Origin of the sequence: Xenorhabdus anantnagensis (genome assembly GCF_028598555.1) — a bacterium.
GTDB classification, from domain to species: Bacteria; Pseudomonadota; Gammaproteobacteria; order Enterobacterales; family Enterobacteriaceae; genus Xenorhabdus; species Xenorhabdus anantnagensis.
The window spans coordinates 16482-33125 of the sequence record NZ_JAQRFN010000023.1 but is presented as its reverse complement, the minus strand read 5'-3'; the positions used below and the strand labels follow the sequence as shown (position 1 = coordinate 33125).

The 16644-nt window shown below is 43.3% G+C and carries 10 protein-coding genes; 3 read left to right on the top strand and 7 right to left on the bottom strand.

Features of this window, described 5'->3' with window-relative positions:
* The 4 genes from PSI14_RS15300 to malT all read right to left on the bottom strand — a co-directional run bounded on the left by PSI14_RS15300 (position 1) and on the right by malT (position 6164).
* Complete coding sequence (locus PSI14_RS15300) at positions 1 to 684, bottom strand: HAD family hydrolase (RefSeq protein ID WP_273576696.1); 684 nt, start codon at positions 682 to 684, stop codon at positions 1 to 3.
* 78 nt (positions 685 to 762) lie between these two features.
* Entirely contained in the window at positions 763 to 1824 is a 1062-nt protein-coding gene (locus PSI14_RS15295; protein WP_273576695.1) for a zinc-dependent alcohol dehydrogenase, read from the bottom strand.
* On the bottom strand, positions 1818 to 3074 hold the full coding sequence (locus PSI14_RS15290) for a class-III pyridoxal-phosphate-dependent aminotransferase (RefSeq protein ID WP_273576694.1): 1257 nt from the start codon (positions 3072 to 3074) through the stop codon (positions 1818 to 1820). The genes PSI14_RS15295 and PSI14_RS15290 overlap by 7 nt, the downstream gene beginning before the upstream one ends.
* Before the next feature lie 375 nt (positions 3075 to 3449).
* Entirely contained in the window at positions 3450 to 6164 is a 2715-nt protein-coding gene (malT, locus tag PSI14_RS15285) for an HTH-type transcriptional regulator MalT (RefSeq protein ID WP_273576693.1), read from the bottom strand.
* Positions 6165 to 6520: 356 nt separating this feature from the next.
* Here malT and malP point away from each other — a divergent pair, with 356 nt between their 5' ends.
* Positions 6521 to 8986, top strand: coding sequence for a maltodextrin phosphorylase (gene malP, locus PSI14_RS15280; protein WP_273576692.1), 2466 nt, complete (start codon positions 6521 to 6523; stop codon positions 8984 to 8986).
* 9 nt (positions 8987 to 8995) lie between these two features.
* A complete protein-coding gene (gene malQ / locus PSI14_RS15275; protein ID WP_273576691.1) occupies positions 8996 to 11164 on the top strand; it encodes a 4-alpha-glucanotransferase in 2169 nt (722 codons plus the stop codon).
* 145 nt (positions 11165 to 11309) lie between these two features.
* Here malQ and malG read toward each other — a convergent pair whose 3' ends face one another.
* The 3 genes from malG to malE all read right to left on the bottom strand — a co-directional run bounded on the left by malG (position 11310) and on the right by malE (position 15087).
* Positions 11310 to 12200: a maltose ABC transporter permease MalG gene (gene malG / locus PSI14_RS15270; protein WP_273576690.1), complete on the bottom strand. Its 891-nt coding sequence runs from the start codon at positions 12198 to 12200 to the stop codon at positions 11310 to 11312.
* Between the two features lie 12 nt (positions 12201 to 12212).
* Positions 12213 to 13769, bottom strand: a complete 1557-nt coding sequence (gene malF, locus PSI14_RS15265) for a maltose ABC transporter permease MalF (RefSeq protein ID WP_273576689.1) — start codon at positions 13767 to 13769, stop codon at positions 12213 to 12215.
* A gap of 118 nt (positions 13770 to 13887) precedes the next feature.
* Positions 13888 to 15087 carry a maltose/maltodextrin ABC transporter substrate-binding protein MalE gene (malE, locus tag PSI14_RS15260; RefSeq protein WP_273576688.1) on the bottom strand — a complete coding sequence of 400 codons (1200 nt, stop codon included), beginning with the start codon at positions 15085 to 15087 and terminating at the stop codon, positions 13888 to 13890.
* 427 nt (positions 15088 to 15514) lie between these two features.
* Here malE and malK point away from each other — a divergent pair, with 427 nt between their 5' ends.
* Positions 15515 to 16624: a maltose/maltodextrin ABC transporter ATP-binding protein MalK gene (malK, locus tag PSI14_RS15255; protein WP_273576687.1), complete on the top strand. Its 1110-nt coding sequence runs from the start codon at positions 15515 to 15517 to the stop codon at positions 16622 to 16624.
* Positions 16625 to 16644 lie beyond the last annotated feature (20 nt).

Here is a 16644-nt window from a genome sequence, read left to right as displayed (position 1 = left end):
TTATTGCTCTATATTTGCACTTATTTCTGAAAACTGGGGAATATCCGTTAACTTCCCGATGACACAGGAAGCCTGTCCATACTGCTCCGCTCCCGACAAAGCATGAGGCCAAGCATATATCCACGGAATACCCGCCTGTTTTGCCGCCGCAATCCCCAAATCAGTATCTTCAATCACCAAAGTTTGCTGAATATCCATCTCTTTCAATTTCAGCATAGCCAAATAAGGATCAGGGAAGGGTTTAGTTCTTTCCACATCATCGCCAGAAATCAAGGCAGGAGGTTCATGTAGATCCAACAAACCAAGATTTGCCAAACACACATTACGCGGCGCGGTGGAAACAAACCCAAAGTTAGTGCCATTTTGTTGCAAAACAGCAATCAAGTCAGTGATCCCCGGTCGCAAGTAATGTGCAGACAATTTTTCTTGATAACGAGAAATAATTTTTTCCGTAATGCTTTCATGCATTGATGAAGGAAGGCCAACCTCATTCAACGTTTCCGTCAGGCTTAACCCGATCAATTGCTGAGGTTGAATATCACGTGTTTGAGCAGATACCTGTTCTCCCGATACATCAGCTAATACATCAAGCAATACATCAAAGTGCAGTTGTTCACTATCGACAATCACGCCGTCAATATCAAAAATGACATTGCATTTATTTACTGGTTCACATCTATTCATCAAATAGCAGTCCTTCAAAACGATCAATTATTCAGAGCAATCAATTATTCAGAGCAATCAATTATTCAGAGCAATCAATTACTTTAGGTCAGAGATACGAATCAACACCTTGCAGTTTGGTGCGCTGAGAGGAACCTGAGCTTTTGATGCAATATCACAACCAACAGTAAGAAAAGCCTGCTGATAATCCTTAAAATCAAAGACTTGGCTAATCAAACGCTCCGCAGGGATGACACCATCACGGATCATGGCATAGGCACGTTCAAAACTGTTATTCAGGGAATCAATGGAACCTATCACTGAAAGACTTTTATCCGCAATTTTCATAATGTCCAAACTGGCATGCTTGTCTTTCAGGGCAACATTCAGCAACTTCCCACCCGGTGCCAAATGGTTAAAAATATATTCGGTCAACTGCCCCGTTGTATCCACACATAAATCAAACAGAGCTGATGTATCACCATATTCCTGAATCAGTGCTTCATCAAAGCCAGAATATAACTGGCTTCCTGGAGGCAAATTATCTTTTGCAAACTGAATTCGACTCTCATTCTTTTCAACCATAAAGGCTTTTACGCCCCGCTCATACAGCGCCCAAATGTACAACATCCCCATAGGGCCAGCCCCTGCTACCGCTGCACGAATATTAGTATGGGTGATCCCCAGTTTATCCACTCCGGTTAGTGTACAGCTCAGTGGTTCAGTCAGTGAGGCTTCTTCCATGCTGACATGATCATCCAGCTTGATAAGTAAATTTTCTTTTGCCAAATATTGATCTGCGAACGCGCCATCATAGGAAACCCCTGCTTCTGTTCCCAGTTTTCTCTCACAATGATTAGGACTTCCCGTCTGACACATCCGGCAATGTCCACAAAAGTAGGTCGGGTTGACCACAACACGATCTCCCACCTGAAACTGAGTAACACCGCTGCCAATTTGCGATACCACGCCAGTAGTTTCATGCCCCAAAGTGGTTCCCGGTATTGCAACAGGGTAAGCGCCTGTGATAATTCCCACATCCGTGCCACAAATACCACACACTGCAATATCAACAACAACATCATCGGGTTCAATACAAGACAAAGATTCAACTTGCTGGATTTCAACATCCCAAGCTTGATGATATTTAAGCGCTAGCATGATGCAGCCTCCTTATATACCTGTGCGGTAGCCGTTAATTCTGAGAAAGTCAGATCCAGTTTATGCAGGATCTCCGCCAGATGTTCCTGTGTACAAATCAGCGGTGGACGAACTTTGATTGTTTTTCCCTTACCATAACGGGAACCACGTAAGATCAAATTATGGCGGTTGGCAGTGGCTATCGCCTGCGCTGCAAAATCTGGATTTGGTGTATCAAAGCCATACATATATCCCACACCTCTGACTCCCGTGATCTCTGGGTATTGACGCTGTAATTTCAACAAACCATCACGCAAGTAGGCTTCATTTTGTTGCACATTTTCCAAAACGTGCTCATCTTCAATAATGTCGATGATTTCATTGAGGGCAACCAAAGAGAGCGGATTGGCACCAGAAGTGCTGGAATGTTCGAACGATTCCAAAATATCCAGTGAATGGCGCATCAATACGCCGCCAGTCGGAATACCGATGCCTCCAGCCCCTTTGGCGAAAACGATGATATCCGGCTCCAGTTCCTTGGCATAACCCGTCGAAGCGAAGAACGTGCCTGTACGACCAAAACCTGTCTGTACTTCATCCGCAATAATGATGATGCCATGCTGATGACAGATTTCCCTGATCTTCCGGTAAAAAGACACAGGGAAAACAATATTTCCGCCATTCCCCTGAATCGGTTCAATAATCAGACATGCAATATTGTCATTAGAACCTAACTGAATAAACTGTTCTAAATCGACAAATTGCTCTTCATTCGACTGTGATTGTGGCTCTGACAGGACACTGGCTGGCGCAGGAATTTTTATCGAACCATCAATATTTACATGGAAGTCCTTAATTCTGAACGCATTGCCGGAAATCTGTGCTGTTGCAAGAGATTGCCCATGATGGGCAAGAAAGAACGAAATAACTCCTGAACGTCCCGTTGATTTTTGCGCTATGCGGATAGCACATTCAACTGCACCAGATCCAGATACATCTCTCAGCCAAATACGATCGACTCCTTCAGGTGTATGCTTAAGTAATTTACTTAAAATATATTGAGACATTTTATGTGTATAAGCTGAACTCAAATGTGTACATCTATCAATCTGCTGTTTAAGTTTGTTTGCAATCCGATCATTCGTGTAGCCTAACGGCAAATTAAAAGTTCCTGATGCCGCGTCAATATATTTTTCACCATCAATGATCAAATAAGGGCCATGACCAATAAAGCGAGAAAGCATACCTTCAAGGTGCTCTTTATTTTCCATAATCATTCACCACTATTAGTTAGTTTGTATTGGACAATTCGTTGTATTAAACAACTAATTGCATAAGATAATTATTTATATGGAACAATTAATTGCATAGAAAAACTAACATCGCTAAACAATTAATTACGTCAAACAATTAACTTCATTAAACAATTATTCGTATTAAGCAATTAGTCGTATTAAACAATGAAAAAACATACTTATTGCGATGAAATCAGATTAAGCGCATTTAAATTTTATTTCGATCACAAAAATGTAATAAAAAATATTAAATAAATTTAAAAAAAATTTAAATTTGAAAAATCATATATTTGTTTATTAATATTTATTCTTCATATTAAAGACAAAATAAATCGCATTTAGAAATAATCATTAAACTCCTAGCCCTATCATTCGCATCAATTTCTGTGCCTGCTGAATAGCTTCCTGTCGGTGAGTAATTCCCATTTTCTGATATAAATTACGTATATGGGTTTTTATAGTGGTTGCAGCCACATCCAGTTCCGCGGCAATTTGATCGTTGCTGTAACCAGAATAAATCAACCCCAACACCTGCCACTCACGCTGAGTAAGTGGACTATTACGAATAAGCTCAGGCACGTCAGGATGAGTGAGTAACTGTTCTACAAACGTTTCGTCAAAATGGGCAAATTTATGTCGGTGCTGTCGGTTGATTTCCCGGAGAATACGCTGAGCCCTGTGCTGTTCCATCTCAGGCAAGATATTAAGCTGGATAAGCTGGCGCAGTTGCAAAGCCATCAGCTCACCTTCAATGACAAAATGGCTGATAAACCCAGTGCGGTTGGCCAGACTCAAGGCTTCCATCAAAACATCCTGAGCCTCAGCTTTACGTTCAAGCTGCCAATAAAGCAAATTACACAGCAGGAGATTACGATTTAAATCGCTGACCAAGGCCAATTTTCTTGCATAGGTATTCAGCTTCTCCAAAACCGATTCGGCTTCCTCATATTGACCAAGTAAGATTTGTGCTCGTGCAATGTTTCGCCATTGATTTTGATTGAAATGGTTACAAAAACTTTCTGGCCGTTCTGCTTGTGCCAACCATTGTGTCAACGAACTGCTATCTTCCAAACTTTGCCAAATAATGACACGCAATTTATCAGTATTTGTCCGCCAATCCCGATGGTACTGTCCATTACTCAATAAATTTTCACAGCGGGTCAAGTAGCGACGAGCGTTATCAATATCCCCTCGGATCAAAGAGCACTTTGCCAGTTGAGTAAGACATTGTAATTGCTGCTGTGGCTGGTAATTGGTCAACACCTCCAATCCTCGACGGGCTGCATCTGCTGATTCATCAATACGGGCCCAACACCACAAAAGTTGTGAACGGATCCTAAGCAGAAACTCATGCATCGGCAATTGTTCTAAATGCTGCTCACGTATTAAATCAAAAGCATGGGTCTGAGTATCATAAGCCGCCTGTAAATAACCTTGTGCCAGTAAAATTTCGCTTTGTTGCAACAACGCCCATAAAGCATAGTGGTAAACATGACAAAGACGGGCAAGTTGCTCCGTTTGCTTCATCAAAGCCAATGCCTCAACCAACTGACCATTGCAATGCAATACCTCTCCTTTCACTGACATTGCCACAATCCGGCCATATTGATTGTCTGGCAGTAGGGTCGCCAGAGCTTTTTCAGCCAAGGCATCGGCATCCGACGGACAACCATCGTTAATCGCTACTTGGGCTCTCAGGGCATCAAATTCCGCCAGCAATTCCGGCTTGATGGCTATTTGCTTCTGCTTCAATGATTGCTCAGTCTGATTCAATAACGCATTTACTTCATAGTAACGATGCTGACTCTGCGCCAGCCATGCTTGTAGCAGAACCAGGCGAGGACTTTCCAATAGTTGTTCATATGGCAGCGCATTCATGCACTCTTCCAATAGGGATAGTTTGCTGTGGTTAAATAACTCCCAAGCATGTTGCAACAAAATATCCCGCAACAAAGTTGTATCTCCCGCCGCCAGGGCATGATGAATAGCTTCCCCCGGATATCCCTGCATCAGCCATCCTTTTACGGCTGCCCTATGTAATTCGGGCAATTTTGCTGCCATTTCCCATTGGCAACGTTGGCGCAGAAATGAAGCAAATAAAGGATGAAAGCAGAACCACTCTCCAGAATCATCCATTCGTTGAATAAACAACCCCTGACGCTCAATATCCTCCAGACGTTGTTGTCCGTTGTCCTCTCCCGTCAGGCAAACAATCAGACCATCATTCATGGAACGCAGAATAGAACTATGCAGCAAGAAATTCCGCGTCGTCTGATCCACCCGATTTAAAACCTCATCCACAAGGTAATCCGCAAGGTGACTGGCATTAATTCCCGAAAGGCGCTTTGCTGACATTTCAGTCGTATTGCCAGATTGACGGGCAGAAAGGGCAATCAGCTGCAAGGCAGTTGCCCATCCAGCAACATCATTGCATAACTGTTTACAGTGCTCAGGCTCCAATGGATTGGTTAACCGCTTGGCAAAAAATTGCTGCGTTTCCTGATAATCAAAAGCCAACTGTTGGCTATCAATCTCCAATAACTGCTCGCGGACACGTAAGTTAGCAATTCCCAAGGATGGCAAATGGCGTGATAGGATCACCAATGTTAAGTTTTCTGGTTGGTGGCGCAGGAAAAAACGCATTGCTTCATGAATAAGCCCATTCATTATCAGATGATAGTCGTCGATCACCAGAAAAATCGGTTGCTGCCATTCGCTAAGCTCAATAAACAATTGCGCAAACAACGCAGGTAAATTGGCGTATTGGTGTTTCTGGGCCAGCACTTCACTTTTTACACAGTGTCCCTGCGTTGCCTGCTGAATAGCGGCAATCAAATAGCTGGCAAAGCGCTCCGGCTGATTGTCACTATCATCAAGAGAATACCACCCAAGGCGCTCCTGCCCGGCAGCCCATTGTGACATCAATGTCGTTTTGCCATACCCAGCAGGACTGGTTACCAAGACCAGCCGATAACCCTGAACTTCATTGAACTTTTCTAGCAGGCGCTTCCGCATAACCATATTATTGAGCCGAAGGGGACGGCTGAGTTTCGATGGGATAAGCATTAATTTTCTCCCCTCACATGCAATGAATAAAACTGATACCTGAATTCTGTTTGATATTATTAAGTCACTTGTGCCATTAGCATTCGCTAACGCCCAACAAATGTAGAGAAACACTCATCTTTTGCAAACAAGTTGATTAATTTCATTGTGTTAAATTGCACCTTGTCACATTCTTTGATTGCAATTTTGCTATTTCTCTATGAAATTGCGGAAAAACTCGAAAGAAATAGCTACGCCCTTGCACTCCTCCCCGTGAATATTTTTACGGGATGATGTTTCCCATGTCACTAACCTTCAGCATATCCCTCTAAATAATTTCCCCAATTTTCTTCATTCAGTGACAGGATGACGACGCCATGCAACCATCTACATTAGATCAAAAGTCCACATTAAATAAAAAATGCGAATTAGATAAAAACCCGAAGCTCAATAAAGCTTTATTTCAGGCTGCACTTATACGCCAGTGGCAGCGTTTCGGGCTCAACTCCGCTCAGGAAATGACTCCGCATCAATGGTGGCAAGCCATTAGTGCAGCAGTTTCTGAATTACTCCCTCTTCCCGCACAGCAGAATCTTTTTAATTCAGCTCCTGACAGCCAACGTCATGTGAATTATATCTCGATGGAATTTCTGATAGGTCGACTGACAGCTAACAACTTGTTAAATCTTGGTTGGCATGACGATATTCAGTCTTATTTAGCAGAATATGGCATCATTTTGAGTGACTTGCTGGAAGAAGAAACCGATCCCGCTTTAGGCAATGGTGGATTGGGAAGACTGGCAGCCTGTTTTCTCGATTCAATGGCGACCCTCAATCAATCCGCTACGGGATATGGCCTCAATTATCAATATGGTCTCTTCCGCCAATCTTTTAAAAAGAGTCAACAAATTGAAGCCCCTGACGATTGGGGGTGCGAGTCTTATCCTTGGTTCCGCCATAACACACAATTAAAAGTTGGCGTCAGTTTTGGTGGTGAAATCGTGACAACTGCCGATGGCCATGAAACTTGGGTTCCCGCATTTAGTCTGATTGGCGAAGCGTGGGATTTACCTGTGATTGGGTATAACAACGGTGTAACTCAACCCCTTCGTCTATGGCAAGCAACATACGATAGCCCCTTTGATCTATCACTTTTCAATGATGGGCAGTTCCTGCATGCCGAACAGCAAGGTATTGAAGCTAGCAGCCTGACTAAAGTGCTCTACCCTAATGATAATCACCAAGTAGGTAAGCGACTGCGCCTGATGCAACAATATTTTCAGTGTGCTTGTGCCGTGGCAGATATTCTGCGTCGCCATCAACAAGCAGGACGCAAAATAGAAGAGCTGGCGCGATACGAAGTTATCCAGCTTAACGATACACATCCAACCATTGCTATTCCTGAAATGATGCGTCTTCTGCTTGATGAATATCAATTGAATTGGGAAACAGCATGGGAAATCACAGGGAAAACTTTCGCCTATACCAACCATACCTTGCTGCCAGAGGGCTTAGAACGTTGGGATGAACAACTTATTAGTGAACTTCTGCCACGTCATCATCGCATTATTCAAGAAATCAACCGACGCTTTAAAAAAACCGTGGCACAAATCTGGCCTGATAACCAACAAGTCTGGGAAAAATTGGCGGTTATTCACGACAATCAAGTAAGAATGGCTAACCTTTGTGTTGTCGCCTGCTTTGCTGTCAACGGGGTCGCAGCACTGCACTCATCCCTTATCGTGACAGATTTGTTCCCCGAATATCATCAATTGTGGCCAACTAAATTCCACAATGTGACTAATGGTGTAACCCCTCGTCGTTGGTTAAAACAGTGTAATCCTGCACTCTCTTCACTACTTGACCAAACATTAGGCCATGAATGGATTCATGATCTTGCTGCCTTGAAGAAGCTCGAACCTTATGCCGACGATTCTGCTTTCCGTGAAACCTATCGAACCATTAAGCAAGACAATAAAATTAGCCTGTCTAACTATGTCAATAAAGTAATGGGACTCAAGATTGATCCCCATGCTATTTTCGATATACAGATAAAACGTTTGCATGAATACAAGCGTCAGCATCTGAACCTGCTCCATATCTTGTCACTTTATCGGCAGATTCAGGAAAATCCGGCCTTGGATATCCATCCCCGCGTCTTCCTGTTCGGTGCCAAAGCAGCTCCCGGCTACTATCTGGCAAAAAACATCATCTCAGCCATCAATCATGCAGCCGAAAAGATCAATCATGATCCTATCGTCCGTGATCGCATCAAAATTGCTTTTATCCCCGATTACAATGTTTCCGCAGCAGAACTGATGATCCCGGCTGCCGATGTATCAGAACAAATCTCCACGGCGGGCAAAGAAGCCTCTGGTACAGGCAATATGAAATTAGCCTTAAACGGTGCACTAACCATCGGAACACTGGATGGAGCGAATGTCGAAATCGCGGAACAAGTTGGCAACGACAATATCTTTATCTTCGGAAAAACCGTGGAAGAAGCCAAAGCCTTACTGAACAGCAACTACAATCCACAAAATGTACTCCAACAGGATCACCATCTGAAAGATATTCTTGCCTCTCTCGCCAACGGTGAGTTCAGCCACGGAGATACGCACTCATTTGATCTCATGTTACATAGCCTGACTGACGGTGGTGATCCTTATTTAGTTCTGGCTGATTTTGCCTCTTACTGCCATGCCCATAAGCAAATTGATATTCGATATCGCGATGCCCAAGGTTGGACACGAAGTACTGTACTAAATACCGCTCGAATGGGTAAATTTAGTTCTGACCGTGCTATCCAAGATTATCAACAACATATCTGGCAAACTAAATAGGGATTTAGTATGGAAAACAAACGCCTCAATGATTTGGCAACTGAGGCCGGCATTGTCAGCGAATATATTAATGCCTATGGGAAACCGCAGGCGATCCCCGCTGAAACCAGGCATCGAATACTGGAAGCCATGAATACAGATATACCGGTCGGAAGACCGGTTTCTCATTTACATGCTTCTTCTTTACCTCATGTTAAAGTGGTTATTCAGGGGCAAATAGTGACTCTGCCTCTGGAAGATACCAATAATTACCAATGGCAGATACATACTGAGCAAGGCGAAATATTTCATGGTTACTGCCAACTTCAACTTATTTTACCGACCGATCTCCCCTTGGGATATCACACACTGCTCCTAATACCGAAGGTGAAACCAGAAACTCACTCTCGGCAATACTCTATACAGCTTATCGTTGCTCCAGAACGCTGTTACGAACCCGATGCCATAACACGTGGCGAAAAACTTTGGGGTGCTTGCGTTCAACTCTATACCCTGCGATCAGAAAATAACTGGGGAATTGGTGATTTTGGCGATCTGAAATATATGTTGCAAGAACTGGCACAACGTGGTGGCGCCTTTATTGGCCTGAATCCTCTTCATGCCATATATCCTGCAATGCCTGAAAATGCCAGCCCTTACAGCCCATCTTCCCGCCACTGGCTCAATATTATTTACATTGCCGTGCATCAGGTGGAAGACTTTAATTACAGCGCTGAAGCACAAGAGTGGTGGCACTCAACGGAAACACAGAGCAAACTCCAGCAAGCCCGCCAAGCAGTATGGGTCGATTACGCCACTGTCATGACATTAAAAATGGCGGCATTACGTCTGGCTTACCGGCAATTTAAGTTTCGGTCTGACGATGATCCCCAACAGATCGCTTTCCAGCAATTTGTAACCAAAAGTGGCAAGAATCTTTACTCTCAAGCTGTTTATGATGCGCTGCACCATAAGCTATACGAGGAAAATCATGCTTATTGGGGCTGGCCTGTATGGCCGGAAGAATATCGTGAACCGGAAAGTAACGCGGTTAAAGCATTCTGTCATTCACATCCACAGGAGATAGAGTTTTTCCTCTGGCTACAATGGCTGGCTGATATTCAACTTGCCGAATGCTTCACTGCCAGCCAAACCAGTCATATGTCGATTGGCATTTACCGTGATCTCGCCGTCGGTGTTGCTCAAGGTGGCTCAGAAACTTGGTGTAACCGAAGCATCTATTGCACCAAAGCATCTGTAGGAGCGCCCCCTGATATTCTAGGGCCACTAGGCCAAAATTGGGGGCTTCCACCAATGAATCCCCATGTTTTAAAAGCTCAAGCCTATCAACCTTTCATTGAGTTACTACGTAGCAACATGCGCCATTGCGGGGCATTGCGTATCGATCATGTGATGTCTCTTCTCAGGCTCTGGTGGATACCACAGGGAGAAACTGCCGATAAAGGCGTTTATGTCCATTATCCAGTTGATGATTTGTTAGCAATATTGGCACTGGAAAGCCAACGTAATCGTTGTTTGGTGATAGGTGAAGATTTGGGGATCGTGCCGGAAGAAATTGTCGATAAGTTACGGGATAGAGGTGTTTATTCCTATAAGGTATTTTATTTTGAACGCAACGAACAAGGTGAATATCGCTCCCCTGATGAATATCCCGTGCAAGCAATGGCAACCATTACTACCCATGACTTACCTACCTTACGCGGATTCTGGCAAAATGAAGATCTAACCTTAGGAGAAGCCATCGGCTTATACCCTGATAAAGCGCTTCTTGCCGATTTGTATTCTGAACGTAAACGCTGCAAGCAGGAATTACTAGCCAGTTTAAGTCGTCACGGTTATTTATTAGAAGAGTTAGGTAAGACATCAGAAGAGTTGAGCAAGGCTGATACCCTTTCCTCATTGCAGAAACCAATATCTCTGGCACAAACTGAACATTTGATGTCAACTGACATAAATCAAAGCATACATCGCTATATAGCCCATAGCGCTTGTGCCTTATTAGGATTACAACCTGAAGACTGGCTGGATATGGAACGCCCCGTTAATATCCCTGGCACAACAGAAGAATACCCTAACTGGCGACGAAAACTCACCATCACGTTGGAAAATATGTTTGCGGATACCCATATCAACCATTTGTTACAAACCGTAGAAGGGTGCCGAAAACAAAGCGCATAATTCGTTAAGCCACCCACTATATACCCAATAAATTTCAGGTGGTGGCAAAGAAAAAAATCCCCAATCACATAAACAAATGTGATTGGGGGAAAGCTAAACCAACAAAGAACCAAACCAACAAAAGCGAATATATATAAAACAACTCTCAGCCCTTCACTCCTCCCGATGTCAATCCACCCACCAACCAACGTTGAGCAAGTAAGAAAATCACCGTGATAGGAATAGCAGAAAGTACAGCCGCCGCAGCAAAATCTCCCCAGAGATAGTTCTGTGGATGAAGATATTGCTGCATTCCCACTGCCAACGTGTAATTGTCCACGTCACGTAATAGCAGAGATGCAACAGGTACTTCCGTAATGACGCCAATAAACGATAAAATAAATACAACAGCCAATATAGGTACAGAAAGTGGCAGCAGTATCAAACGGAAAATTTGCCACGATGTCGCCCCATCCAACATAGCGGCTTCTTCCAGAGAGCGATCTATCGTTTCGAAGTAACCTTTGATCGTCCAGACATGCAAAGCAATTCCGCCCATATAAGCAAAAATCACACCACCGTGGGTATTGAGACCAAGGAAAGGAATATATTCTCCCAATCGATCAAACAAGGCATAGAGTGCCACCAACGAAAGTACTGGAGGGAACATCTGAAATATAAGCATTCCCTTGAGTAAGGGGCTTTTTCCACGAAAACGCATGCGGGCAAATGCATAAGCACACGTCGTTGATAGTGCCACAATGCCAGTGGCAGTAATGAATGCAACCTTTACAGAATTCCAGAGCCATTGCATGACAGGAAATGGCGGGAGTATGACTTGTCCATCAGAAGATTCCACACTGTAGCCAAGTGCCAGCTTCCAGTGTTCCCATGAAATAGTGTCTGGAATAAAGTTACCCGTAGCAAAATTACCTGGGCGCAAAGAAATGGCAATTACCATCAGCAAAGGGAACAAAATCAGGGCAATAAAAGCCAGCATAAATGCATGTGTTCCCCATACCCGCCATCGTTGCGATTTGGTCTGTACCATCGCCATCTTCTTTCCTCCTTAATCAAATTTAATGCGGGTGGTTTTCAAATTGATGATGGCTAATGCGCCTACCAACAAGAAGATCAATGTTGCAATTGCTGCCGCCAGACCAAAATCCTGTCCACCACCACCCTCAAATGCGATACGGTAGGTATAGCTAACCAAAAGATCGGTATAGCCCGCAGGTGTCGTTGTACCAATATGATCAGGTTTACCGTTAGTTAACAGCTGAATCAGGACAAAGTTATTAAAGTTGAAAGCAAAGCTAGCAATCAACAATGGTGTCAATGGCTTAATTAATAATGGAAAAGTAATTTTGGTGAAATTCTGCCACGGCCCAGCACCATCAAGTGCTGATGCCTCATAAAGATCATCAGGGATAGATTTCAGCAGCCCCATGCAAAGAATCATTATATAGGGATAGCCCAACCACGTATTTACAATAATCAACATTGTTCGAGCGAGTGTTGGATCTGTAAACCAATTCGGTTTAAGGCCAAACAGTCCATTCAGCACCAAATTAATTTCACCGAAACTCTGGTTAAACAATCCCTTGAAAATCAGAATGGAAATAAACGATGGAACAGCATAAGGCAAAATAAGCAATACACGATAAATTGCCCGTCCCTTGAGCGCTTCCCATTGCACAATACAAGCGAGGATCATACCCAGCGCAACAGTCAGTACCACTGTCAATAGAGAAAAAACCACTGTCCAGATAAAAATGGACAAAAAAGGTTTTTGAATACCCTCATCCTGTATCACTCTTAAGAAGTTTTTCCAACCAATAGAAACTGTGAACCCAGGGCTTAACGTTTCCTCCGTCCACCCTCCTTCTGCATTAATGGATTGGTAGAACCCTATATCCATATTCGGTCGATACCGTAAACCAGTTTGTTTATCAGTCAGCGTAACCCCATCTTCATCAAGAGAATAAAGGGGATTGATAGCAGAGAACTGGCGTAAAGAACTCATTCTCAATTTACTGTTATCAGGAAGAACTACCACCAATTGACCCAATGCCTGCCGATACTGAGTGATGGTGCGTAATGTCGCGGCATCGCCTTCAAGTTTTTTATCCTGCTGATGGAGAGGCAATACTATCCCTTCCGCTCCCGATAGAGAAAAAGGCTCAGATATCAATAAATTATCACTATCTGGAACGCTTAATGCCAAACGCCATTGTTCAGATGCAGGATAGAGTTTGAAATTAAATGGCTCTCCCGTCTGATAATGGCGACTCATTAATACAGTTTGAGCACGTTCAAATGTCAATTGATTGGTACTGCTATAATTTGTAAAAGCGATAGCAATCGTGCAGATAAGTGGAAACAGTATAAATAGTCCTATTCCAGCAATTCCAGGGTAGGTATAGCGCCAAACATAAGTCTTCCGGTTGGAAAAAACATAGATACCACTCCCCAGTAATACCAGTGTTAACATCGCAAACAGGTATTCTCCCTGCGCATACATCAACACAACCAGATACCCAGTAAAAAGTAGGCAAAAACCTACAGAAAACCATTTCAGGGCAGGATTCTGCCACCATACTGTTTTTTCTAATATTGCTGACATCTTGCACTTCCTGTTACCAATAATTGTGATTGAATCCCAACCACCCAAAACCTATCACAATCAGAACCTATCACAATAAGGTGCTAAAGCTCCTTAGAATCAGGAGCTGGTCATTCGTTTATTTTGTTATTCTCGTTTTCGCATCTTCAAGAGCAGCATCTACCGCCTGACGACCGCTGACTGTGTTAAGAACAGCACTACGCATTGCGTACCAGAAATTACTCATTTGGGAAATATTCGGCATAATTTCACCTTTTTGAGCGTTTTCCATCGTAGCGGCAATACGTGGATCTTTCGCGAGGATTTCCTGATAGGATTTCAAAGCCACCGCTCCCAACGGCTTATCTTTGTCTATCGTTGCCAATCCTTCATTAGTAATCAGGTAATTTTCCAAAAATTCCTTCGCTAACTCTTTATTGGGGCTGGCCGCATTAATCCCGGCAGTTAAAATACCAACAAAAGGTTTAGAGGGATTTTCTTTAAAAGTTGGTAATAAAGTCACACCATAATTAATTTTGCTTTTATCTATATTCGCCCAAGCCCAAGGGCCGTTAATAGTCATCGCTGTTTTGCCTTTACTGAAGGCAGCTTCGGCAATGGAATAATCAATATCCGCATTGAGATGTTTATTTTTGACTAAATCAACTAAGAATTGCATTCCCGCTTTAGAACCTGAATTATTCACTCCGCTATCTTTAACATTATAAGTACCGTTCTCTGCCTTGAAGGCATACCCGCCATCAGCAGCAATCAGCGGCCAAGTGAAATACGGTTCCTGCAAATTGAACATGATTGCGCTTTTATTTTGCTTTTTCAGTTCATTGTCCAAAGCGGGGATTTCTTCCCATGTTTTAGGGGGGGATTTAATTAAATCTTTATTGTAGATAAGAGAAAGAGCTTCAACTGCGACAGGATACCCTACCAATTTTCCGTCATAACGAACAGCATCCCACGTAAAGGGGAATAGCTTATCAATAAACGATTTATCAGGTGTGATTTCAGCTACTAACCCTGATAGAGCATAACCACCAAAGCGATCATGCGCCCAGAAAATAATATCTGGCCCGTCTCCACTGGCCGCAATCTGGGTATATTTTTCTTCCATTTTATCAGGATGCTCAACAATGACAGAAATTCCCGTTTCTTTTGCAAATTTTTCACCGACCTGTGCCAGCCCGTTATAGCCTTTATCACCATTGATCCAAATTACCAACTTGCCTTCCTCCAGCTTCGCGAAGGCTGAAGCAGACAGTACACATGTTGTTAAAACGGAAAGCATCAGGGTACAAGTCCCCGCTTTTAAAATTTTCTTGGTCATCATTCCGCCTTTTCATTTGTTAATTCAAGATAAATATCTTTATTACATAGCGATAAAATGGCACCAGTGTGCAATCAATGTAAAAAAGACTCATCCTCCCCCGCTCTACGCCTCATACCGCATGAGTGTGAACTGGCTTACAAAAACAATTAAAATCAGAACGTTAACATCAAGCAGGCATCCTTTTTTGAGATTTAAGTCACATCTTACCTGACAATTTTTTCCCTCCTTTATTAATCACATTAATCTCGTCCTCCTGACTCCTCCACCATCAAAAATTCTGGGATGGAGGATTCTCACGCCTGTTATTTTATACACAATCTTGCCATCAGTTTTTCACTAAGTTTCTCGCTATGGCGAATAGGAAACGAAGACGAAATAGGAAGCGAACAGAAAACTGAGGTGGCAAATCCGAGAGAGGGAAAAAATGTCTAGTGTCACATTCCACAATGTATCTAAATCATATGGTGAAACGGTCATCTCCAAAGATCTTAATCTTGATATTCAGGAAGGAGAATTTGTCGTATTTGTCGGCCCGTCAGGATGTGGAAAATCGACGTTACTGAGAATGATTGCGGGATTAGAAGACATCACATCCGGTGATTTGCTGATAGCAGGAAAACGAATGAATGATGTTCCACCAGCCAAGCGCAGTATCGGCATGGTTTTTCAATCTTATGCGCTATATCCCCATCTCTCTGTTGCAGACAATATGTCATTCGGCATGAAACTGGCTAGTGCCAAAAAGAACGATATCCAAAAGCGAGTACAACAAGTTGCAGAAACCCTCCAGCTTGCCCATCTACTGGATCGCCGCCCCAAGGCACTGTCCGGTGGCCAACGCCAGCGAGTCGCCATTGGTCGAACTCTTGTTGCTGAACCCAATATCTTTCTGCTGGATGAACCTCTTTCCAATCTGGATGCAGCTTTGCGTGTACAGATGAGAATTGAGATTTCACGTCTACACAAGCGACTGCAACGTACGATGGTCTATGTAACCCATGATCAAACTGAAGCCATGACGCTGGCAGATAAGATTGTTGTGCTGGATGGGGGAAATATTGCTCAGGTTGGTAAACCCCTTGAAATTTATCACTATCCTGCCAATCGCTTTGTCGCGGGTTTCATTGGTTCACCAAAAATGAATTTCCTGCCAGTCAAAGTATCAGCGATTGCCGTCGATCAGGTACAGATTATCCTGCCGAACGGTCAGCCTGTTTGGTTGCCCGTTGAAAGTAAGGGGTTAACTGTCGGTAGTAATGTATCGTTGGGAATTCGCCCCGAACACCTTTTGCCTAATGATATCGCTGATGTTACGTTAGAGGGGACAGTACAGATCGTGGAACAACTGGGGAATGAAACCCAGATTCACATCCGCATACCTGCTATTCATCAAAATCTGGTTTACCGCCAACCTGATATCGTTCTCGTAAAAGAAGGTGCTGATTTCACTATCGGATTAGCTCCTCACCGATGCCATCTTTTCCGCGAAGATGGAACCGCATGTCAGCGTTTACATAAAGAACCCGGAGTCTAAATCCGCGGCCATAAAAAATA